The 19922-nt window shown below is 66.8% G+C and carries 23 protein-coding genes and 1 pseudogene; 8 read left to right on the top strand and 16 right to left on the bottom strand.

The features are described 5' to 3' along the window. Nucleotides 1-42: 42 nt before the first annotated feature. Nucleotides 43-291 carry a hypothetical protein gene (locus QW863_RS01220; protein WP_315712308.1) on the bottom strand — a complete coding sequence of 83 codons (249 nt, stop codon included), beginning with the start codon at nucleotides 289-291 and terminating at the stop codon, nucleotides 43-45. A 376-nt stretch (nucleotides 292-667) separates the two neighbouring features. Here QW863_RS01220 and QW863_RS01225 point away from each other — a divergent pair, with 376 nt between their 5' ends. The 4 genes from QW863_RS01225 (at nucleotide 668) to QW863_RS01240 (ending at nucleotide 5263) form a co-directional block, all read left to right on the top strand. Then, nucleotides 668-1555: a LysR substrate-binding domain-containing protein gene (locus tag QW863_RS01225; protein ID WP_315712307.1), complete on the top strand. Its 888-nt coding sequence runs from the start codon at nucleotides 668-670 to the stop codon at nucleotides 1553-1555. 120 nt (nucleotides 1556-1675) lie between these two features. Next, nucleotides 1676-3001, top strand: coding sequence for a 4-aminobutyrate--2-oxoglutarate transaminase (gene gabT, locus QW863_RS01230; protein ID WP_315712306.1), 1326 nt, complete (start codon nucleotides 1676-1678; stop codon nucleotides 2999-3001). A gap of 40 nt (nucleotides 3002-3041) precedes the next feature. Further along, complete coding sequence (locus QW863_RS01235; RefSeq protein WP_315712305.1) at nucleotides 3042-4340, top strand: ArgE/DapE family deacylase; 1299 nt, start codon at nucleotides 3042-3044, stop codon at nucleotides 4338-4340. Then, the gene (locus tag QW863_RS01240; RefSeq protein ID WP_315712642.1) at nucleotides 4337-5263 is read left to right on the top strand and encodes a glyoxylate/hydroxypyruvate reductase A; all 927 of its coding nucleotides are present in this window, start codon (nucleotides 4337-4339) and stop codon (nucleotides 5261-5263) included. The genes QW863_RS01235 and QW863_RS01240 overlap by 4 nt, the downstream gene beginning before the upstream one ends. 13 nt (nucleotides 5264-5276) lie before the next feature. Here QW863_RS01240 and QW863_RS01245 read toward each other — a convergent pair whose 3' ends face one another. Next, complete coding sequence (locus QW863_RS01245) at nucleotides 5277-5660, bottom strand: hypothetical protein (protein WP_315712303.1); 384 nt, start codon at nucleotides 5658-5660, stop codon at nucleotides 5277-5279. A gap of 145 nt (nucleotides 5661-5805) precedes the next feature. Beyond that, nucleotides 5806-6039: a DUF6894 family protein gene (locus QW863_RS01250; protein WP_315712301.1), complete on the bottom strand. Its 234-nt coding sequence runs from the start codon at nucleotides 6037-6039 to the stop codon at nucleotides 5806-5808. Nucleotides 6040-6246: 207 nt separating this feature from the next. Here QW863_RS01250 and QW863_RS01255 point away from each other — a divergent pair, with 207 nt between their 5' ends. From QW863_RS01255 to QW863_RS01270, 4 genes are all read left to right on the top strand, one after another. Then, entirely contained in the window at nucleotides 6247-6429 is a 183-nt protein-coding gene (locus QW863_RS01255) for a hypothetical protein (protein WP_315712640.1), read from the top strand. Nucleotides 6430-6650: 221 nt separating this feature from the next. After that, nucleotides 6651-7535 carry a hypothetical protein gene (locus QW863_RS01260; RefSeq protein WP_315712299.1) on the top strand — a complete coding sequence of 295 codons (885 nt, stop codon included), beginning with the start codon at nucleotides 6651-6653 and terminating at the stop codon, nucleotides 7533-7535. Then, nucleotides 7525-7914 (top strand): cytochrome C, encoded by a 390-nt coding sequence (locus QW863_RS01265; protein ID WP_315712297.1) that lies wholly within the window; start codon nucleotides 7525-7527, stop codon nucleotides 7912-7914. Before QW863_RS01260 ends, QW863_RS01265 begins: the two co-directional genes overlap by 11 nt. 339 nt (nucleotides 7915-8253) lie before the next feature. Further along, nucleotides 8254-9090, top strand: coding sequence for an HD domain-containing protein (locus QW863_RS01270; protein ID WP_315712295.1), 837 nt, complete (start codon nucleotides 8254-8256; stop codon nucleotides 9088-9090). 10 nt (nucleotides 9091-9100) lie between these two features. Here the strand turns inward: QW863_RS01270 and QW863_RS01275 are convergent, their stop codons facing one another. From QW863_RS01275 to QW863_RS01340, 13 genes and pseudogenes are all read right to left on the bottom strand, one after another. Beyond that, nucleotides 9101-9775, bottom strand: coding sequence for an HAD family hydrolase (locus QW863_RS01275; RefSeq protein WP_315712294.1), 675 nt, complete (start codon nucleotides 9773-9775; stop codon nucleotides 9101-9103). Between the two features lie 169 nt (nucleotides 9776-9944). After that, on the bottom strand, nucleotides 9945-10352 hold the full coding sequence (locus QW863_RS01280; RefSeq protein ID WP_315712293.1) for a hypothetical protein: 408 nt from the start codon (nucleotides 10350-10352) through the stop codon (nucleotides 9945-9947). Nucleotides 10353-10458: 106 nt separating this feature from the next. Next, complete coding sequence (locus QW863_RS01285) at nucleotides 10459-10665, bottom strand: hypothetical protein (protein ID WP_315712292.1); 207 nt, start codon at nucleotides 10663-10665, stop codon at nucleotides 10459-10461. A gap of 133 nt (nucleotides 10666-10798) precedes the next feature. Next, a complete protein-coding gene (locus tag QW863_RS01290; RefSeq protein WP_315712290.1) occupies nucleotides 10799-11695 on the bottom strand; it encodes a hypothetical protein in 897 nt (298 codons plus the stop codon). A gap of 522 nt (nucleotides 11696-12217) precedes the next feature. Next, nucleotides 12218-14284, bottom strand: a complete 2067-nt coding sequence (locus QW863_RS01295) for a PAS domain S-box protein (RefSeq protein WP_315712289.1) — start codon at nucleotides 14282-14284, stop codon at nucleotides 12218-12220. A gap of 64 nt (nucleotides 14285-14348) precedes the next feature. Beyond that, a complete protein-coding gene (locus QW863_RS01300; protein WP_315712288.1) occupies nucleotides 14349-15086 on the bottom strand; it encodes a Crp/Fnr family transcriptional regulator in 738 nt (245 codons plus the stop codon). A 421-nt stretch (nucleotides 15087-15507) separates the two neighbouring features. After that, the gene (locus tag QW863_RS01305; RefSeq protein ID WP_315712286.1) at nucleotides 15508-15798 is read right to left on the bottom strand and encodes a hypothetical protein; all 291 of its coding nucleotides are present in this window, start codon (nucleotides 15796-15798) and stop codon (nucleotides 15508-15510) included. A 105-nt stretch (nucleotides 15799-15903) separates the two neighbouring features. Further along, nucleotides 15904-16289, bottom strand: a pseudogene (locus QW863_RS35965) (DUF4142 domain-containing protein). A gap of 174 nt (nucleotides 16290-16463) precedes the next feature. Continuing rightward, complete coding sequence (locus tag QW863_RS01320; RefSeq protein WP_315712639.1) at nucleotides 16464-17258, bottom strand: DUF72 domain-containing protein; 795 nt, start codon at nucleotides 17256-17258, stop codon at nucleotides 16464-16466. Nucleotides 17259-17353: 95 nt separating this feature from the next. Then, on the bottom strand, nucleotides 17354-17560 hold the full coding sequence (locus QW863_RS01325) for a hypothetical protein (RefSeq protein WP_315712284.1): 207 nt from the start codon (nucleotides 17558-17560) through the stop codon (nucleotides 17354-17356). Between the two features lie 132 nt (nucleotides 17561-17692). Further along, entirely contained in the window at nucleotides 17693-17890 is a 198-nt protein-coding gene (locus QW863_RS01330; RefSeq protein ID WP_315712282.1) for a hypothetical protein, read from the bottom strand. 38 nt (nucleotides 17891-17928) lie between these two features. After that, the gene (locus QW863_RS01335; protein WP_315712281.1) at nucleotides 17929-19269 is read right to left on the bottom strand and encodes a sorbosone dehydrogenase family protein; all 1341 of its coding nucleotides are present in this window, start codon (nucleotides 19267-19269) and stop codon (nucleotides 17929-17931) included. Further along, nucleotides 19266-19730 (bottom strand): DUF2231 domain-containing protein, encoded by a 465-nt coding sequence (locus QW863_RS01340; RefSeq protein ID WP_315712280.1) that lies wholly within the window; start codon nucleotides 19728-19730, stop codon nucleotides 19266-19268. The genes QW863_RS01335 and QW863_RS01340 overlap by 4 nt, the downstream gene beginning before the upstream one ends. Nucleotides 19731-19922: the final 192 nt, after the last annotated feature.

Consider the following 19922-nt stretch of genomic DNA (forward strand, 5'->3'; position numbering starts at 1 on the left):
CAAGCGCTCCGGCTCTTGCGCCAAGTCCGCGAACCAGGTCCGCTAACGTTGTTCGGCGCTGCCGGTCCCGTTGGTGACCGCGCGCTGACGCGCCGGGGCGCTTGCGCCCTGGCCCTGACAGGGCCGCTCCATCCAGGTTCCGTCGGGGGCCTGCTGGTAGGCGCGGCACGGCAGGGACGACGTGGTCTGATCATCCGGCTTGGGCGTCTGGGAGCTTTTCGCCAGTGCGGGGGCGGCCGTCGCGACGAGGGCTGCCAGCGAACCGACGTAGATCATTTGGCTGATCCGCATCTTGGGGGTTCTCCTGCTCGAAGCACTCCCGATTCAAAGTCGAATTGTGGAAACTTTTAGGCAAATGGCGCCTGCCATGGCGGGAGGCTTAAGGATCGTTTGCGACGTGGCCTGCCTCGTTAAGACGTCCGCGGAGGTCCAGGCCGCGCGCGTGGCTTTCTCTGGGCTGGCGTTGCGCCAATGCTGACGCTAAGAGCGGCGTGACGCGCGCAAGCGCCCTCGTGACCGCGATGCGGCGCTCCGCCCGGAACGCCTTGTGCGGACAACGGACGCCGCCATGGCAGCCGGCGCTCCGACATCAGCCGCGCGATCACGGATCGCGGCGGTTCCGCTTCAGGGCGGGGGGGAGATCGCGCAGGCTGAGAACTGTGCGAGCATGACGAGACCCCGATTGCCCTCCCTGATCGCGCTGCGTGCCTTCGAGGCCGTCGGCCGCAAGGGCAGCGTGCGCGCCGCCGGCGACGAGCTCGCGGTCAGCCACACCGTGGTCTCGCGCCATCTGCAAAATCTGCAGCGCAGTCTGGGCGTGGCGCTGGTGCGGGCGGAGGGGCGGGGCCTCGCGCTGACCGAGGCCGGACGTCAGTTTCATGCCGAGGTCAGCCAGGCCTTCGACATCATCGCCCGCGCGACAATCTCGGTGCGGCCCGTGGCGCGTCCGACCCTGAACATCTGGTGCATTCCGGGCCTCGCCAATCGCCGCCTGCTGGCGCGGCTGCCCGAGCTGAGCGGCCCGCCGCGCAACTGGGACATCAATCTGCAGCCGACGCTGGCGCACCCCGATTTGCAGCGCGGCGAAGCGGATGCGGAGATCGTCTATGCCGAAGCGGTCGACCGGAGCGGCGGCTTGGTCGCTGAGGAGCTGGTGCGCCCACGCGTATTCCCGGTCGCAAGCCCGGCCTATCTGGCAAGGTTTCCGGCGATCGCGACACTCCCGGGCCTCGCCAGGGCCTCGCTGATCCACGAGGAGTCCACCGCGCAATGGGAGCAATGGTTCGAGCTGGCGGGGTATCGGGAGCCGGTCACGTTGCGCGGTCAGCGGCTGTGGCACGCGCATCTCGCCATCGAGGCGGCCCGCTTCGGGCAGGGCGTCGCGCTCGCCAACGAGGTGTTGGTCGCCGATGATCTGCGCAGCGGTGCGTTGGTCGAGGTGATCCCCTCGGCACTCCACATGGGAGCCTATCAGCTCGTCGCGCTTCGGGAGCGCTGGGACGAGCCCGCGATCGTCGCGCTGCGGGCTTGGCTGAAGAATGTGCTCGCCGCGTAGCTGCGCGCTCATCCCGCTGGGTCTGGTGCATTGCAGGCACCCGTCGTCGGGAACAAGCTGATTGATCGCGACGGCTCTCGGCGTAGCCTGCGGCTCGATTTTCCCACGAGGAGTTGAGCCATGGCTGCGAATTTGGCTGCGAATTTGGCTGCGAATTTGGCTGCGAATTCGGCTGCGAACGAAGACCTGCTGGCGCGGCGACACGAGGCCGTCGTCCGGGGCGTGAGCTATGCGACGCCGTTGTTTGCTGACCGCGCCCTCAACAGCGAGGTGTGGGACGTCGAGGGCAAGCGCTATGTCGACTTTGCCGGCGGCATCGCGGTGCTCAACACCGGCCACTGCCATCCGCATGTCGTTGCCGCGATTCGGGCGCAGCTCGACCGCTTCACCCACACCTGCTTCCAGGTGCTGCAATACGAGCCGTATGTGCGGCTGAGCGAGCGGCTCAACGCGCTGGCGCCGATTTCGGGGCCGGCCAAGTCGATCCTGCTGACGACCGGCGCGGAGGCGACCGAGAACGCCATCAAGATCGCGCGCGCGGCCACGGGGCGCAGCGGCATCATCGCCTTCACCGGCGCGTTCCACGGCCGCACCGCGCTCGCCAATGCGATGACCGGCAAGGTGATGCCGTACAAAAAGCATTTCGGGCCGCCGCTGCCCGGCGTCTGGCACGCGCCGTTCCCGATCTCCGGCAGCAACGTGACGGTCGAGGATACGCTGTCCTACATCAACTTCATCTTCAAGGCCGACATCGACGCCTCGCAGGTCGCGGCCATCATCATCGAGCCGGTGCAGGGCGAGGGCGGTTTCCACCAGGCGCCGCCGGAGCTGATGCGCGGCCTGCGCCGGATCTGCGACAGCAATGGCATCGTGCTGATCGCAGATGAGGTGCAGACCGGCTTCGGCCGCACCGGCAAGATGTTCGCGATGGAGCACTACGACGTGCAGCCGGATTTGATCTGCGTCGCCAAGAGTCTCGCCGGCGGCATGCCGCTGTCCGGCGTGATCGGACGTGCCGCGATCATGGACGCCGCGGAGCCGGGCGGCCTCGGCGGCACCTATGGCGGCAATCCGCTGGCCTGCGCGGCGGCGCTCGCCGTGCTCGACGTGTTCGAGCAGGAGAAGCTGCTCGACCGCGCCAATGCGATCGGCGAGCGGCTGCGCGCGGCGATCGAGCGCTTCTCGCGCGCCAACAACCTGGTTCCGGTTTCCGGGCCGCGCGGTCCTGGCGCGATGGTTGCATTCGATATCCTGAAGCAGCGCGGCAGCGACGAGCCGGATTCCGAAATGACCAAGCGCGTGACCCGCGTGGCGCACGAGAACGGACTGATCCTGTTGTCCTGCGGCGTCACCGCGAGCACCATCCGCATCCTGGTGCCGCTGACCGCGTCCGACGAGATCGTGGACGAAGGGCTCGCGATCCTGGAGAAGTGCCTGGCCGCCTGACGCGCGGCCGAGGTGAACGGGAAGGCTGGAGGTTTGAGACGTGACCGACGCTGCGGCGGCTGTGCCGAATGACGTGATGGAGCGGCTCGCCGCCGCTGTCGATGCCAACTTCGCCAAGCAGGTCGCCTTCCTGCAGCAACTCGTCCAGTTCCGCAGCCTGCGCGGCGAAGAGGCGCCGGTGCAGGACTGGCTGGCCGGCGAGTTCGAGACCCGCGGCTATCAGGTCGACCGCTTCAGCCTCGAGGACGTCGACCTGATGCGCCATCCCAAGGCGGCGCCGATGGACAGCATCGCACTCGACGGCTCGCAGCAGGTGGTGGCGACGCTCGACGGCGCGGGCAAGGGCCGCAGCCTGATCCTGCAGGGCCACATCGACGTCGTGCCGGAAGGGCCGACCGATCTCTGGAACGATCCGCCTTATGAGGGGATCGTGCGCGACGGCTGGATGATCGGTCGCGGCGCGCAGGACATGAAGGCCGGCGTCTCCGCGATGATCTTCGCGCTCGACGCGATCAAGGCCGCCGGCTTCGTGCCGGACGGACGCATTCACCTGGAGACCGTGACCGAGGAGGAGAGCACCGGCAACGGCGCGCTCTCGACCTTGATGCGCGGCTACACGGCGGATGCCTGCCTGATCCCGGAGCCGACCGGCCACACGCTGACCCGCGCGCAGGTCGGCGCCATCTGGTTCCGGCTGCGCGTGCGCGGCACGCCGGTCCACGTTGCCTATGCCGAGACCGGCACCAACGCGATCCTCTCGGCGATGCATCTGATCCGCGCCTTCCAGGAGCACACCCAAGGGATCAACGCGCGCGCCAAATCGAACGCATGGTTCGCGTCGGTGAAGGACCCGATCAAGTTCAACGTCGGCATCATCAAGGGCGGCGATTGGGCGAGCTCGACGCCGGCGTGGTGCGATCTCGATTGCCGGCTGGGCGTGCTGCCGGGCGAGACGCCGGCGCAGGCCATGGCCGGCATCGAGCAGTGTCTCGCGAAGGCGCAGGCCGCAGACAGCTTCCTGTCGGAGAATCCGGTCGAGCTGGTGTGGAGCGGCTTTCAGGCCGATCCTGCGGTGTGCGAGCCCGGCAGCGCCGCGGAGGCCGCGCTCGCCGAGGTACATGCGCGCGTGTTCGAGCAGCCGCTCGACGTGCGGCTCTCTACGGCGGTCAACGACACCCGCTACTATCAGGTCGACTATGGCATCCCGGCGCTGTGCTACGGGCCCTATGGCATCGGTCCGCACGCGTTCGACGAGCGTGTCGATCTCGACAGCGTGCGCAAGACCACGCTGTCCATTGCAATGTTCGTCGCGCAATGGTGTGGACTGCGGCCGGCATGATCACGGTCGCGCTTCTCAGCCGTCCCGGACTGATGGATCCGATGCAGGCGCTGCTCGCGCGCGAGCTGCCGGGCGTGACCGTCGCGTCATGGCCGGAAGCCGCGGCGCGCGGCGCCGAGCTTGCCGTGTGCTGGAAGCCGGAGCCCGGCGCGCTGGCGGCGATGCCGAAGCTGAAGCTGATCCATTCGATCGCAGCGGGCGTCGACAACATCCTGTCCGATCCGACCGTGCCGGACGTGCCGCTGTGCCGGATCGTCGATCCCGATATCTCCGCGGCCATGACCGAGTTCGTGCTGTGGGGGACGCTGTATTTCCACCGCGACTTCGACCGCGTGGTCAGCAATGCGCGCAACGGCGTGTGGCGTCGGTACGAGCAGCGTGCAGCGAAGGACCGTCGGGTCGGCATTCTCGGGCTCGGCGAGCTCGGCTCCGCGGCCGCGATCCGTCTCGTCGATCTGGGCTTCGCGGTGAGCGCGTGGTCGCGCTCGCCCAAGGCGCTCGCCGGTGTGCGGACCTATAGCGGCGCCGATGCGCTCGACGCCTTCCTCGGCGAGACGGAGATCCTGATCTGCTTGCTGCCGCTGACGGCCTCGACCGTGGGCCTGCTCGATGCCGGTCGCCTGGGCCGGCTGCCCAAGGGGGCCGCGCTGATCCTGTGCAGCCGCGGCGAGCACCTGGTGACGGAGGATCTGGTCGCGCTGCTTCGCAGCGGCCATCTGCGCGGCGCGGTGCTCGATGTCTTCGCGCATGAGCCGTTGCCCGCGGACCATGCGCTGTGGCGCGAGCCGGGCGTGCTGGTGACGCCGCACATGGCGGCGATCGCCTCCTGGGAGGTGATCGCGCAGCAGGTCGCGGAGAATGCGCGGCGGTTGCTGCGCGGAGAGACGTTGCGGAACGTCGTCGATCGCGCCCGCGGCTACTGATTTACCAGCGTGTCTACTCGAGTGTCTGTACCGGCGGCGCGACCGGGCCGCGCGGCGCCGGCGGAGCGACAGCGACGGTCCGTGCAGGCGGGGGTGCGCTGCGCGGCGCGGCCTGCGGCTGCTGCTGAGACTCGGTCATCGCAGCCTGGCTGTCCCTGACCGGACGCCGGACCTGCTGCGACCGGGCTGCACGCGAGCGGCGGAAGCCCCAGGAGCGCGCGATCGAAGGACCTGCGGTATAGCCGACGACGGCGCCGGCAACGGCCCCGACCGGTCCAAATACGACGGCGCCCGACAAGGCGCCCAGTGCGGCATCGCCGCCGCGGTGCTCGTCGGCCATCGCCGCCGATGCCGTCAATGTCAGCGCCAAGGCCGCGGCCGTCAGCAGTCTGGTCATGAGATGTCCCCTCCGTCGCAACAGCGCCGAAATGGCGGACAAATGTGGCGAGAAGAATGCGAGGAGCGGAACTTGTAAGGAAGCCGGTAACCCTAATGCGGACACAATGTCTCAGCGCCGGGGAGGGCGCAGTGCGCAGCTCCGTTCAATGCATCGGGCCGAGCACCGACGTGAATGGCATGGCGATGATTTCCTCGCCGAGATCGTCGGAAATGTGCAGCACCCAGTCGCGCCAATCCTCCTCGCTCTCGGACGAGATCAGCGACTGCATGACGCGCTCGGCGTGATCACAGGCCTCGGCGAGATCGATGACCGCGGTTCCACGCCGATCGACGAGGAACTCATCGGGATTGGAGCAGTGGAAGAAGACCTGCGTCATGTCCGTCTCCTCAATCGCCCTCCGGCGAATCTCAGTCAGAAGTAACAGCGTGGCGGCGCGCGCGAAATCGGATTGATCACGTAAGGTAAATTACGGGGCGCAGTCTGGGCCGGTGGAACCGGACGTGCAGTGATCCAGCTCACGGAACGCATCGGCGCAGAGGAAGTTGTCGCGAACCATTCGATCCGGCGACAGGAGCTCGACATGATGTCTGAAGTCCAGATCCACGCGATCGCCCGGCAGATGCTCGAGATGCACGGCGCCTCGGCCGTCGCGCAGGCTGCGCAGAAGGCGCAGCAATGCGAAGCCAGTGGCGAGGCCGAGGAGGCCCGCGAATGGCGCCACATCGCGGACGCCATGAGGATGATGCGCGGTCCGCATCAGAGCTGACATCGGATTCCATTTTACCGAATATCGCCGCGCGGTCCGTCGGATCCGCCGACTCTGCTCCGCACCAGCCGGCGGTGGATACGTTCCGTCAAGGGAACGTGTGCCGCATCTCATCCTGGTTTCCGACCCATTTTCCACGCAAGAATCGGGCAACATGATTCGGCAGTGGATTCGCCGCTGACCAACGTTGCCGGCGCGCCCGCCGTCCAGGGATTATTGCCATGGTCTTCTTCAAGCGTGAGCTGAGCCCCGTCGAGATCTTCGAGCGTGCGCTGAAGGACAAGCAGGCCGCGCGGCAGCGGCTGACGGACCGTCTCCGCGTGGCCGAGGCGGCGCTGGACGAGAAGCGCGTCGTCGCGGAGCGGCTCGCCAAGGCCGGCGCCAGCAACGGGCAGCTCGATCGTGCCGAATCCAAGATGCAGGCCGTCGAGCAGAAGGCCAAGGCGCTGCGCGCATCCGTCGCCGAATGCGACGAGCAGATCATCCTGGCGGAGCGCGCCTTCGCCGACGCGGTGGCGCAGCGCGACCGCGACCGCGCCGCCAACGACATCGAGGCCGTCGCCACCGCCATCGAGCAGGCGGTTCCTCGCTTCGAAATCGGTGCGGCGGCGCTCGTCGATGCGGTCACGCGCGGCCGCGCGGCGCTGAGCGAGGCCAGTCGTTTCGCGTCCGATGTCGACGACATCCGCCGCGAGGTGCTCTCCGCCGCGGAGCTGATCTGCTGGGAGCTGCGCGCCGCCGCAAGCCGCACGCGGGCCGGCAACATCAACGTGGCCCTGCTGGCGCCGCCCGAGACGCGGCAACTGCCGGCGCCCGAGACCGACCGTCAGATGATCTATACGCTGAGCCCCCTGACTTGGCGCGAGGGCGAGGAGGTGAAGCGCGTCGCCGCGTTCACCATGACCGCGCTGCCCAAGGCCCTGTTGCCGCTGGCGCTGGCGCATCAGCACGTCGACTATCTCAACGCGCGCCGGGTCCAGACGCTGATGCACGTCCATGGCGGCGGACAGCAGCAGAGCGAGCCGATGCCCGACGATCCGGCGCTGGTCGATCTCGATGCGCTGGGTGCGCAGGCCGAGGAAAGCCCGCAGGCTGATGTCGCCTGAGCGCGTCCACGCGCGCAGGCGCGCCGGAGCGCGGCTGAGGCTTGTTGGATCGGCCGTGCTGCTGCTGATTGTCATCAGCGGTGCACGGGCGGAAAATCTCGATGCCGGCAAATCCGGTGCGCGGCTGTTTGCGGACAGCTGCGCCACCTGTCATCGCTCGGCACGTGGGCTCGCCAAGGGGCGCTTTCGCCTGACGCTCTATCTGTTCCTGCAGAAGCACTACACCAGCAGCGACGACGCCGCGTCGGCCTTGAGCACCTATCTGCAGTCGGTCGATGCGCCGGCAGCCGCGTCGGCCCGCCGTCCCCCTTCGCGGCGCCCGGCCCATCGTGGTGAGACACGACCGCCGCAGCCGCCGCTGCCGGTGCGGGGACATTAGCGATCGCCTGCACGTCGCGCTCCGCCTCTCTCGTCACGTGAGGTGAACGGGCCGCGGCGATCGAATTTGAGCTGCTCAGGTGCAGCCGCTCGGCCCGCAGTTTTCCGGTGTGTGCTCGTCCGGGTGTGGCCGATATCCTCGACCTGGGCTATGCTCGTCGGCCAAGGTGCTCGACGCCCCCGGGAGGCCGATCTCGCGCGTGTCCGTGCGAAGCTGGCCGTCCCGAGCCGGATCATCGTGACGTCTCAGTCGTGCCACGAGCCGCGTTATCGTGATTGTGTTTTCGGGCGTTATGTCTTTTGACGTTGTGTTTGGGCTGTCTGAGGCGGGGCAGCGGCGATGATGACCTTACCGGAGCTCGCGGCAGCGGCGTTGGAGCGTTTCCTCAGCTCCTATATGCGACGCCGTTTCGGATCGTCTCATACCCAGTTGACGGAGATGCTTCCGGCAGCTGCGCGCATTGCGCTGGAATGCATCGGCAACAGCGATGCGCTGTATCACAACGTCGAGCACACCTTGCTGGTGACGTTGGCCGGCCACGAGATCCTGCGCGGCCGTGCGCTGCACAGCCACATGACGGCGGACGACTACGTCCACGTCATCCTGGCCTGCCTGCTTCACGACATCGGCTATGTCCGCGGCTTGTTCAGGGAAGACGATGTCAATGGCTTCGTCGTCGATCGCGGCGGCCGCAAGATCTGCCTGCCGCGCGGCTCCTCCGATGCCAGCCTGATGCCGTATCACGTCGACCGCTCGAAGCTGTACGTGATCAACCGCATCGAAGGCATGGCGCCGCTGGACAAGGACCGCATCGCCCGCGCCATCGAGGGCACGCGCTTTCCGCCGCTCGCCGGCCAGCAGTTCGACGAGGAGCAGTCGATCGTGCGCGCCGCCGACCTGATCGGCCAGCTCGGCGACCCCAACTACATCCGCAAGGCCAACGCGCTGTATCACGAGTTCGAGGAGGTCGGCATCAACCGGCAGCTCGGCTATGAGTCACCGGCCGACATCGTCAATCGTTATCCGCAGTTTTATTGGAACAGCGTCGCCCCGCACATCCAGACCGAGATCCGCTATCTCAACATGACATCGACGGGGCGCCAGTGGATCGCCAACCTCTATGCCAACGTGTTCCGCGCCGAACGCGACATCTCGCTGTCGGGCCCGCAGAGCTGACTGGCTGGAGTCAACGCCGGCCCCCGACCTCGTCGATGTGGTCGAGCAGGTCGGCCGGGTCCTCGTAGACGCGGATGGCGCCGGACTGGCGCAATTCCTCCGAGCCATAGCCACCACTCAACAGGCCGACGCCGAGCGCCCGGCAGCGGGTTGCGGCAAGCATGTCCCAGATGCTGTCGCCGATCACGACCGCGCGCTCGATCGGCGCGTCGAGGCGGGCGGCGGCCGCGAGAAACAGGTCGGGATCAGGCTTGGCGTAGCGGACCTCGTCGCGGGTCACGACGGCGCTGGTCTTGGGATCGACGCCGAGCGCGGCGAGATTGACGGCCGCCGTTTCCATTCTGCCGCTGGTCGCGATCGCCCAGGGGATGCCGGCATCGGTCAGGAAACCCAGCAGCTCGCGGGCGCCGGGCAGGGGCCGGACCTGGCCTCCGAGCTTCTGATAGGCCGCCGCATGCGCTTTCCGCAGCCGCTCGATCCGCTCGGGCTCGATGGCAAAACCGGTCTCGCGCAGCAGCTGGTTGGTGAACAGGCCGCCGCTCATGCCGATCTTGCGGTGGATGCGCCAGACCGAGAGCTCGATGTTCTCGGCATCCAGCGCCGTCTTCCAGGCGAGCACGTGCTGATAGACGCTGTCGACCAGCGTGCCGTCGAGGTCGAACAGGAAGGCGGTTTCGATGCGCATGGCTCGCTCCGGGCTGGATGTCTGCTGCGTAGCAGCTCAAGGCCAAGCGGCAGCGGCCATCCGGGTTCCTGCCCGCCGCCGGGCTGTGCCGTGCCCGCTATGGCTGTGCGCAGACCGACGAGCCGTGCGGTCTTTCCACTCCGTCGGTAGCCCCGAGGCCGCTCCGGGGTCAGCCCTTGGGACGGATGAAGCCGGCCAGCGTCTTCTTCTGCTCCTCGCACCAGTTCGTCATGCCGAGGCGGCGCTGATCCATGTCGATGGCCTGCGTGGCGACGGCCACCTCCGCCATCAGATCGTCGTCCTGCTTCTCGCCCATCTTGCCGCCGGTGTGCATGTAGGCGATCGCCTTGCGCACCTTCTCGGTCGTGCCGTCAGGCATCTTCATGTCCTGCGCCTTCTGGACCAGATCCTGATAGACGACATCGACGCCGGGACATTCGACCTTGGTGGCGAACGCCTCCAGTACCATGGTCGTATACATGTGGCGTGGCTCGGCGCTGCCCGGTGTCAGGGCCGCCAGCAATGCCGCGATGGTCAATGCCGCAAGGGTTGACGTGTAAAGCAGACCGTTTCGCATTCTCTGGCTACCTCCCGCTTGTTTTCGGCGAGGCTAGCCTGTGGGCGAAGCGCGGGCAACAACGAGCGCAGTGCAGCACGCGCGAATTGATCGAAGGGGTCGCCGGCTACTTGTTCAGCCGCCGCTCCTGCTCCTTGAGCAGAACGTCGAGCTCCTCGCTCTGCTGCGCGAGGCGGTCGGCGTTGCGCTCCTCGTCCGCGGCACCCGACTGCGAGGCGGCCTGCTCGGTGATCTGGCGGATGTTGTCGCGCAGGATCGCGATGCGGTCTGCGAGGTCGGAGGCGGACAGGACGGTCGGATCGGTCAGGCTCATGAACCCCTCGGGGATGCGCATTGTCAGGCGCAGTTCCTTAGCTCGGAAAGCCGCGTCGCCACAAGTGGATCGACGACATCGATCACCGCTGCGCCGATCGGCGCGGACCAGCGCGGGCGCCTGTGCGGATCCTTCAGCGCACCGGCATTGGCGGGCGCACCACGGGCTGATCCGGATCGACCGGCGCCGACGGCAGCGGCATCGGGGCGGGCGGCGGAGGGGCCATGCTGGTTGCGGCCGGCGGCGGCATGCGCGGCCGGTGCGGTGCTGCCGCACCAGGCTGTGCCGGGGTCACGGCCGCCGTCGCAGGGCGCGCGGCCGGGCGCGGCGGCCGGATCGTCTGCTCGATGGCGCGCGGATCGAACGACCGTGCTTCCGCGGTCCGCTCGCTCGGCCGCTCGGTGGGCCTGTCGCTGGACTTGGCCTCGGCGACCCGCGCCATGTCGCGGACCATCTGCTCCTGCCCGGCCTTCAACTGTGCGAGGCTCGTCTTCAGCTCGCCGATCTGCTGGCTCAAGGCAGCGAGGTCGTGGGCCATCGATTGCAGCAACTGCGCCTGCTCCTGCGAGGTCGCGCCAACCGCGCTCGTTGCGTGCTCCTGCGCCTCGGCCGGCGCTTCTGCGGCCGCCTGCTGGGGCGCGGTCGCGGCTGGCTGTGCCGCGGCATCCTTGTCGGCGTTCGAAGCCAGCGAGATCCGCGGCATCCAATGCGCGATCATCTCCTGGGCCTGGTCTCCATAGCTCTGCCAGGCGGCTGCGGCGACGGCGCTGCCGACCGCGAACAGCACCGCCAGAATGGTGCGCACGGCCCAGGTGGCGAACGTGCTGCGCTCTCTGGTGACCGCGAAGTCGCTGGTCGCCTGCGTCCTGTAGTCAGGGTCGATCTTCGGCGAGGGCACGTCCGGTGGCCGTTGCGAGCTGCGCCTGTCCGCTTCGGCGGCAGTGCGATCGGCGCGGGCCGCCAGCACGATCTCGGGATCGATCACGGCATGAGGCTGCTGATCGCCGTCCTTGGTCGTCGTTGCAAGCATTGACGCTCCGTCCTCCGTTGTCGTCCGCCTCGCAGGCGGCGCTCGGCTCTGTTCCGATGCGTCGTCCTACCAACGCCTCGTGCACCCACGCTTCGCGTACTCACGCTGCATCGTACTGACGCTTCGTGACACCAACGTCGGATGACGACTGCGCCACGAAACGCTCGGCCTCTCCGGCCGCATCAGCACAGAACCTGGATACCGGTTGTCCCTCGTGCCCACGCATCTGCATGTTCACGGTGATCCATCTTGGCCAGAGCCGCATGCTCGGGAACGTCCCATCATCGTTCCGTCGCGCCGACGCTCGGCTGATTCCCATTCTCATCGACACTTGGTCATATCCGCCCCAACCAAGGCGAAGACATGGCGGTTGCGCGACCCATGCGACCTCCACCTCTGGCCGCAAGCGGAGCATACCCCGAATGCACCGCGAAGGCTATGCCGACGGCGTTTCGCCGCGCCGGCGGGATCCTGGGCCATTGTTACCGACCGGTGCCGCGAAATGAAGCGTCGATCGGCCCGTCAACGCTTGAGAATGTCGCCGGTGGGCACCCGGATCTCGCAGCAGAGGCCGCTCGGCTCGAAGCGCCGGACAACGCGGGCACCGACCTCGTACGGCAGCATCTGTTCCAGCAGCACGGTTCCAAAACCCTGGCGCTGCGCACCCAGCGGACGGCCGGACATGCCGGTCTCGGTCCAGTCGATGACCAGCCAGTCGGCCGCGTCGCGCTCATCGAGCCGCCATTCGATCCTGATGAAGCCCCGCGGCACTGTGAGCGCGCCGTATTTCAGCGCATTGGTCGCGAGCTCGTGCATGGCAAGCCCGATGCTCTCGGCCGCCTTCGGCTTCAGTCGCACCTGGGGGCCCGACAGCGAGAATTGCCTGTCCTCGCGCGCGGCACCGGCGCGCAGCTCATCGGCGATCAGTTCGGCCAGATCGAAACCGGCGAGGGGATCGCGCGTGACGACCGCCTGGATGCGCGACAGCGCAGTGATGCGGCCTTCGAGGTGACTGGCGAAATCCTCGACACTGTCGCTCGAGTCGCCCGTGCGGCGGATGATCGAGCGGATCACGGCGAGCATGTTGCGGACGCGGTGCTGCAGCTCGGCGAGCAGCAGCTTCTGGTGCTCCGAGGCCGAGACCAGCGCCGTGATGTCTTGGGTGATGCCGCCGATGCGCTGCACCCGTCCCAGCTCGTCGACCATGGGAAAACTACGGATGCGCAGCCAGCGCGTGACGTCGTCCGGCTGGCTGACGATACGGACATCCAGGCTGTCGCGCTGGCCACGCCGGGCGCGCTCGAGGCTCTCGATGGCGCGGGGCCGGTCCTCCGGCAGCATGAGCTCGGTCCACGATGCCAGATGGTCGCCGCGGAGCACAGCGCTGCGCGGGACGCCATAGATCGTCTCGAATGCGGGGCTGAGATATTCCCAGCGCAGGGTCTCGGCATCGCGGATCCACACGACGTCGGAGGATGCTTCGCCGAACTGGCGGAAGCGCGCCTCGCTGTCGCGCAGCGCGGCCTCGGTGCGCTTGCGGTCGTCGATGTTCATCGCGAGCCCGACCAGGGTGCCGTCGCCGAGGTCACGGCCGGCGAACATCATCCAGGCGCGTTCCCCGTCCTTGCGAAAATACTGCTTCTCATAGGGACCGATCCGGCCCGTCTGCCGCAGCAGCTCGATCTGGTCGCTCGATGTGCGCATCCATTCCGGGGGTGTCAGGCTCTTCCAGGTCAGCTCGCCGCTGTCGATGTCCTGGCGCGAATAGCCTGTCATCGCCAAGAAGGCCTCGTTGGCGTCGATCAGGGTGCCGGCTGCATGATCGAAGAACAGCACGCCGACCGAATCGATCTCGAGGAGGCGGCGCAGCCGATGATCGCCGGCATCGCCGCCGTTCGAATGCGGCTGCCGTGCGGACGGCCCTGCCTCCGGCAGCTCGCTGCACCCGAGGCAGACGGCAAGCTCGGGATCGGTCTGTGCGAGGGCAAGCACGTCCGAATCGATCGCAAGCAGGTGTACATCGGCCCAGAAATGGGCTGTGCGCAGATAGGCGAGGAAGGCCGCCAGCAGATCGAACCTGGTGTTGCCGAAGGCATGTCGGATTGCGCGCCGCGAGCGGTCGGAATCAGCACGCTGCATGAACAGCACCGACGCGGCCTCGAACAGGTCCGCCTCACCATCGCTGCCCGGCTCCGGGATGTCGAGCGGGGGCTGGACGAGTTCAAGCCGGTCGAGCGCCGCCGCGGCGCGCGCGGGATCCGCGAGCGGCCGCGCGAGCAGGTGACGCGCCCGATCGATCGTCTCCGGGCGAGACGTCGAGTCACCCGCGGGCTTGCCCAATCCGACCAGAAATCCGAAATGCCGGGTCAGACAATAAGGCGAGCGGTTGAGGCGCGACAGATGGACGGCGAGCCGCTCCTTGAAAAGGGCCGGAAGCGGGGTGTCGAGATAGGCGCATTTGGCGAACTGCCAGAGCTGTCGGGTCGCCTCAGGCGCCGACGGCGCCGACCTGAACAGGTTGGGCATCAGCCCGAGGCGCTGCACGATCTCCTGCTCGAAGGGTCCGTCCACCATGCGCTGTTCGACCATCGCCGTTTCCCCGGCAGAGTGCCGACACGGTCAGCATAGCGCAAGCGCCAGCGCTCCGAACCTCTCACTCATTCGCGTCGAGCTGACGGCCTTCGCGGTCCAAATGCAAGTAATTCGCGTTGAACAGGCCGGCGCTCATCAGGCGCTCGAGGTCCGGAAGTACCAGCATCTTGCCCTTGAGCACGATCAGGTTGCTGGCGCGCAGTTCCTGCAGCGTGCGGTTGACGTGGACCTTCGACAGGCCTGTCGCCTCGGCGAGATCGGCCTGGGTGAGAGGGAAGCTGCAGCTGCTGTCGTCGGCCAGGCCCGCCAGGCGCAGCCGGAAGAACAGCTCGCACAACAGGTGAGCCATGCGTTCGGACGCGGTGCGTTGCCCGAGATTCATGGTCCATTCGCGCTGGATTGCGGCGTTGACCAGCGTCTCCCACCAGAACGCCGTCGCAATGCGCGGATAGCCGGCGCTGATCTCGTCGAAGAACTCGCGCGGCAGGTCGGCGATCGATACCGGCGTGATGGTGCCGATCGAATGGTCCATCTCGCGCAGGATGAAGATGTTGAGATCGCAGATATCGCCAGGCAGGAAGAACGAGACGATCTGGCGGCGGCCGTCCTCGAGCTGCTTGTAGCGGCAGGCCCAGCCGTTCAGGATCAGATGCACGTCCTTGGGCTTCTCGCCTTCGCGCGCGATGTCGGTGCGTGGCGCGAAGGTCCTTACCCGTTGAGCCGCCGCGCGGTTGAGCATCAGGCGGTCGGCCGCAGAGAGGCGGACGAAATTCTCGAGCTTGCGGACCAGATGACTCAAAGAGTGGTTCCCCCGAGTTGGTTTATTGGGGTTCCATTCGGTGCGACTTCAATAACTTATGTTAGCATGATACCGCGTTGACCGCTGATCTTTCTGCACCTGCGCGCGGAACCAAAGTGCGGCCCGCAGCCGGGGACTGCTGCGGCATCTTGGCGATGCTCCTGCCCTCAGCGATGCTCGGAGCTGGGCAACATCGCGCGAGTCCGACCAGTCCTTCGCGCCCCTGTCGTGGAACTCTCATGAAATCTGATGCGGCATCACCATCGAAGCCCGTGAAATTACGGGACCCGATGCGTGATCGCGACGATCTGGCGCTCGGCGAAACCTGTGTAGTTAAGGCCCCCTTAGTTCCGGCTTCTGGGTTGATCAAAACAAGCAACTGAAAATGCATCAATGCGAGTCGGGTCAGCTCTTTGCGGCATCAATGCTCTCGGTCACGGCGCTTGCCTGTGTTCTCGGGGGCGAGGTGCTGGTATCTCGCTATCGCGCCTACGCGAGCAGAACCGAAGCGATCAAGTCCGTCGACAAGGCCGGGCGGCAGGCCGACGCCGCCTTCGCCAAAGCGAAAGCGGCCGTTGAGACGCTCTCCGACAGCCAAGCCATCTTCGACGGACTGAGCGCTGCCAAGGCAAGGCTCACCGACGTGCGCACGATGGTCGACCGCGCCGCAAGGCCGGATCGAGGTCGATCGCGAACGGATCGAGTCGAGCATCGATCACTCGGCAATCCTCCGTCCGCGCCGCCTGACGACGGGACTGCACGGCACAGCATCCGAACATCATGTGGGCCAGCTCGGACCGGCGCTCATATCGTTCGTTCACTTGCCCTTGTCGAGGTTCTGCGCCATTTCGAGATGATGCTGCAGGGCCGGCAGGGTCTTGCCGGCCCATTCCTTCAGCGCCGGATTGTCGCCGCCCTTCGCATAGCGCTCGAACAGCGACACCGCGTCCTTGTGGCGCTGACCTGCATGTCGTCGAAATCCGAGCTGAAGTCCTTGCCGCTCGCTGCCTTCAGCTTGTCGAGCTTGCTCTGATGCGCGCTGTCGAGAACGACGGGCAGTTGGACCTTGACCTTGCCGCGCTCGACCATGCTCTTCAGCTCGGTCGAAGTCTTGGTGTGATCCTTGACCATCTGCGCGGCGAAGCTCTTCTCCCGCGCGTTGCCCTTCTGCTCGCCGAGCTGGTTCGATTGCAGTTCGAACATGTCGCTGATGGCGACCTGCTTGACGAAGTCCTCGGTGCTCGGCGCAGTGCCGAGCGCCGAATTCACCCCGGTCTTTTCGCCGACGGATTGGGCGAGGGCAGGGCTCGCCAGCACCAGGCAGCCGAGCGTGACGAGTGTGCGTCGCGCGGATCGTTCCCCTCGTTGGTTGCAGACCTAAACCGAGAGATGTGCACGATGTTCCGACGAGCTGGCGCGCGCTGCGTGGCGTGCGCGGTGAGAAGACGCCGCGAGCAGCCGGCGTAGCCGCAGAGCGTCGGCGGGTGCCGCGCTCTTCTGGTCGTTGTCGAAATAGACGTAGACGTCGATGCCGTGCGACGCCCAGGCGCGCATGCGCTTGGCCCAGGCCTCGAGTGTCGCGTCCGGATAGTTGTCCTTGTAGCGGCCGCCCGGACCATGGCCGCGCACATAGACGAAATCGGCCGTGCGCCTCCACGGTGCCGGCGCGTCGTGATGGTCCGACAGGCAGAGCGAGATGTTCGAATCCCTCAGCAGGCGCATGATGGCCGGTGTGTACCAGCTCGGGTGACGGAATTCGAAGCTGTAGCGCCGGTGCGTCGGCAGCAGCGGCAGAAACGACTCGAGCCGTTCTGGATTCGCTTCGAATTGCGGCGGCAGCTGGAACAGCACGGGGCCGGCCTTGTCGCCGAGCAGCGACAGCCGGCTCTCCATCAGCGCGATGCTGTTGACCGAGCGCGCAGACAGGCGCTTCCAATGCGTGATGAACTTGGAGGCCTTCCAGGCGAAAACGAAATCGGGCCCGGTCTGATCGCGCCAGCCGCGGACGGCAGCTTCCGTCGGTGTCCTGTAGAACACGCCATTCAGCTCGGTGGTCTCGAACTGGCTGGCGTAGTAGGGCAGCCGATGTCTGATCAGCAGTCCCGGCGGAAAGAACGCGCCGCGCCAGGACTCGTAGTGCCATCCCGATGTGCCTATCACGACCCGGGCCATCATCGTCCTCTCGCCGAGACAAGACCTCGAAAGCAAAGCGTCGTGATGGCGTTCGGGTTCCTTTCAGAGCCGCAGCAGACGATACGGCGCGTGGTCTAGCGCTCCGCGGCGTGCAGCACCGGCGCGCTCAACAGCTCGTTGATATGCGCCGCCGTCTCCGCCTGCATCGCCTTCTTCAGCATGATGTCGCGTTCGGGGCCTGCGGGAAGACGTGCTGCCGCCTCGCGGGCAGCGGCTGCAGCCTGCTGCAGCCGCTGGCGGAACGACACTGTCTGCTTGCGCCGGTTCCGGGTGACCTTCATGGCGAAACTCCTGTTGATCCTCCGAACATGAGTCTGCTGCCCTGCCGAGGGGCTGTCGCTAACACACGTTAGCGTGCACTTCACTATCCCTGGAGGTCCCGTCGGAACTCACGATGAGTGTTGTGGTGCTGATTAGTTGTTCGAGCGATCGGGGTCATTGCCCGGAACGCTGAGATGCACCTCGTGGCCTTGCTTGATGGCCAGCGTCGCAGCTGATGCAGCGGATTCGAACGCAGCCTCTTTGGTCGCGTAGTCGCCATGGGCGTTGCCGTCATGCAGCACGCTCCAATGATCGCCGACCGCAACGATAGCGTATTGAGCCAGTCCCATATCGTCCTCCATTCTTCGCGTCATTGGGCTGAAGGCCGTCAGCCGCCGGATGCCGTGACGCGCCAGACCGTATTGCCGACATCGTCGGCAATCAGCAGGGCGCCGGTCTTGTCCACGGCGAGACCGACCGGCCGGCCGCGCGCCTCGTTCCGATCATTGAGGAAGCCGGTCACGACGTCCTGGGCTTCGCCGTTCGGCTTGCCGCCATCGAAGGGGACGTAGACCACCTTGTAGCCGTTCAACGGCGTGCGGTTCCAGCTGCCGTGCTCGCCGACGAACGCGCCGCCGCGATAGGCCTGCGGCAGTGCGCTGGCGGTGTAGAACGTCATGCCGAGCGGCGCGACATGCGAGCTGAGCGCGTAGTCCGGGACGATGGCCTTTTCGACCAGGTCCGGCCGCTGCGGCTGCACGCGGGGATCGACATGCTGGCCGTAATAGCTGTATGGCCAGCCATAGAAGCCGCCGTCCTTCACCGAGGTCATGTAGTCGGGCACGAGGTCCGGACCGATCTCGTCACGCTCGTTCACGACCGTCCACAGCGCGCCGCTCTGCGGCTCGAAGCTCAATCCGTTCGGATTGCGCAGGCCGCTCGCGAATACCCGCCAGCGTCCCGTGGTGCGATCCACCTCGAGAATGGCGGCACGGTTCTTCTCGGCCTCGATGCCGTTCTCGGTGATGTTGCTGTTGGAGCCGACGCCCACATAGAGCAACCGGCCGTCGGGGCTCGCCACCAGGCTCTTGGTCCAGTGATGATCGATCGGGCCGCCCGGCAGCGCGGCAAGCGTCGTGCCCGCGTCCTTCATCTGGGTTTCGCCCGGCGTGTAGGGATATCGAACGATGGCGTCGGTGTTGGCGATGTAGAGATCGTTGCCGACCAGAGCGATCCCGAACGGCGAATTGAGATGGTCGATGAACAGGCTCTGCTGCTCGGGAATGCCATCGCCATTGGCGTCGTGCAACAATGTGACGCGGTTGCTCGCTCCGGTGTTGCCGCCCGACGTGGCCCAGGATTCGACGAGGGCCATCACGAGGTCCTTCGGCCGTTTCGCCGGCGGCGGGGGCGGCGCTTTCGATTCCACCACCAGCACGTCGCCGTCCGGCAGCGTGTAGAGCGAGCGCGGATGCTGCAGGCCGGTCGCGAGCGCCTCGATCTTCAGGCCCGGCGCGACTTTGGGAGTCTCGCCCTGTTTCCAGCCGACCACCGTGGCGACGTTCATCGGCGGCAACAGGTATTGCGTCAATGCGGGCAGCTTGACGTTGGCGCCGATCTCGGCGTTCGGATCGCCGCCTTCGTTGCACGCGGTGAGACCAAGCGCGGATACTCCGAGCAGCAGGGCTGTGAGCAGAGGCGCGAGGCGGGAGGAGCCGGACGGCGTCATCGTGCGACTCCCACCCTGTGACGATACACGAGCGACCAACCGAGCCAGCCGGTGACGGGCAGGATCAGCACCGTGACGAGCGACAGGATGAGGCCGGTCGGCACGACCGAGGTCCAGGCATCGCGTGAATGGACCAAGTTGTTGAAGAAGGCCAGCACCAGGGCGATGAGGTTGCCGGCCGTGTGCGGCCAGGCCGGTGCCTGCGACCGGATCAGCCGATTGCCAAGGAAGTCGATGAGCCCGGCGATGCCGGCCAGCACGCCCATGATCAGTCCGACCAGCAGCAGCCAGGCGGAGATATCCGCCCACATGATTTCAGCGGTCCGCCAATAGGCGATGTCGGTGACGAACGCTCCGATGAAGCAGACGATAGGGAACGGCACTAGCATCGGATGGATCGGATGCCGTGCGATCTGCGCCGTTGGCTCCGGGGATGGTCGGGTGGTTTCGGCGGTCGCCACGGCGGTCTCCTCGATTGGAGCTGTTGCAGCGTGGAGAACCGTCGGCCTCAACAGGTGTTCCGATGACACCGACGGATTTGGCGTGGCGCTCACGCGACGGCCGCCGCCGCCCGGTCGCCCGTGCCGGCGTGTCGGTCAGCGGCTCCTGTTCAGCGGCCCGGTGCCGCGCGCGCTGTCGCCGGCCGCGTCGTT

The organism is Bradyrhizobium sp. SZCCHNR1017 (assembly GCF_032381375.1).
Lineage (GTDB): Bacteria > Pseudomonadota > Alphaproteobacteria > Rhizobiales > Xanthobacteraceae > Bradyrhizobium.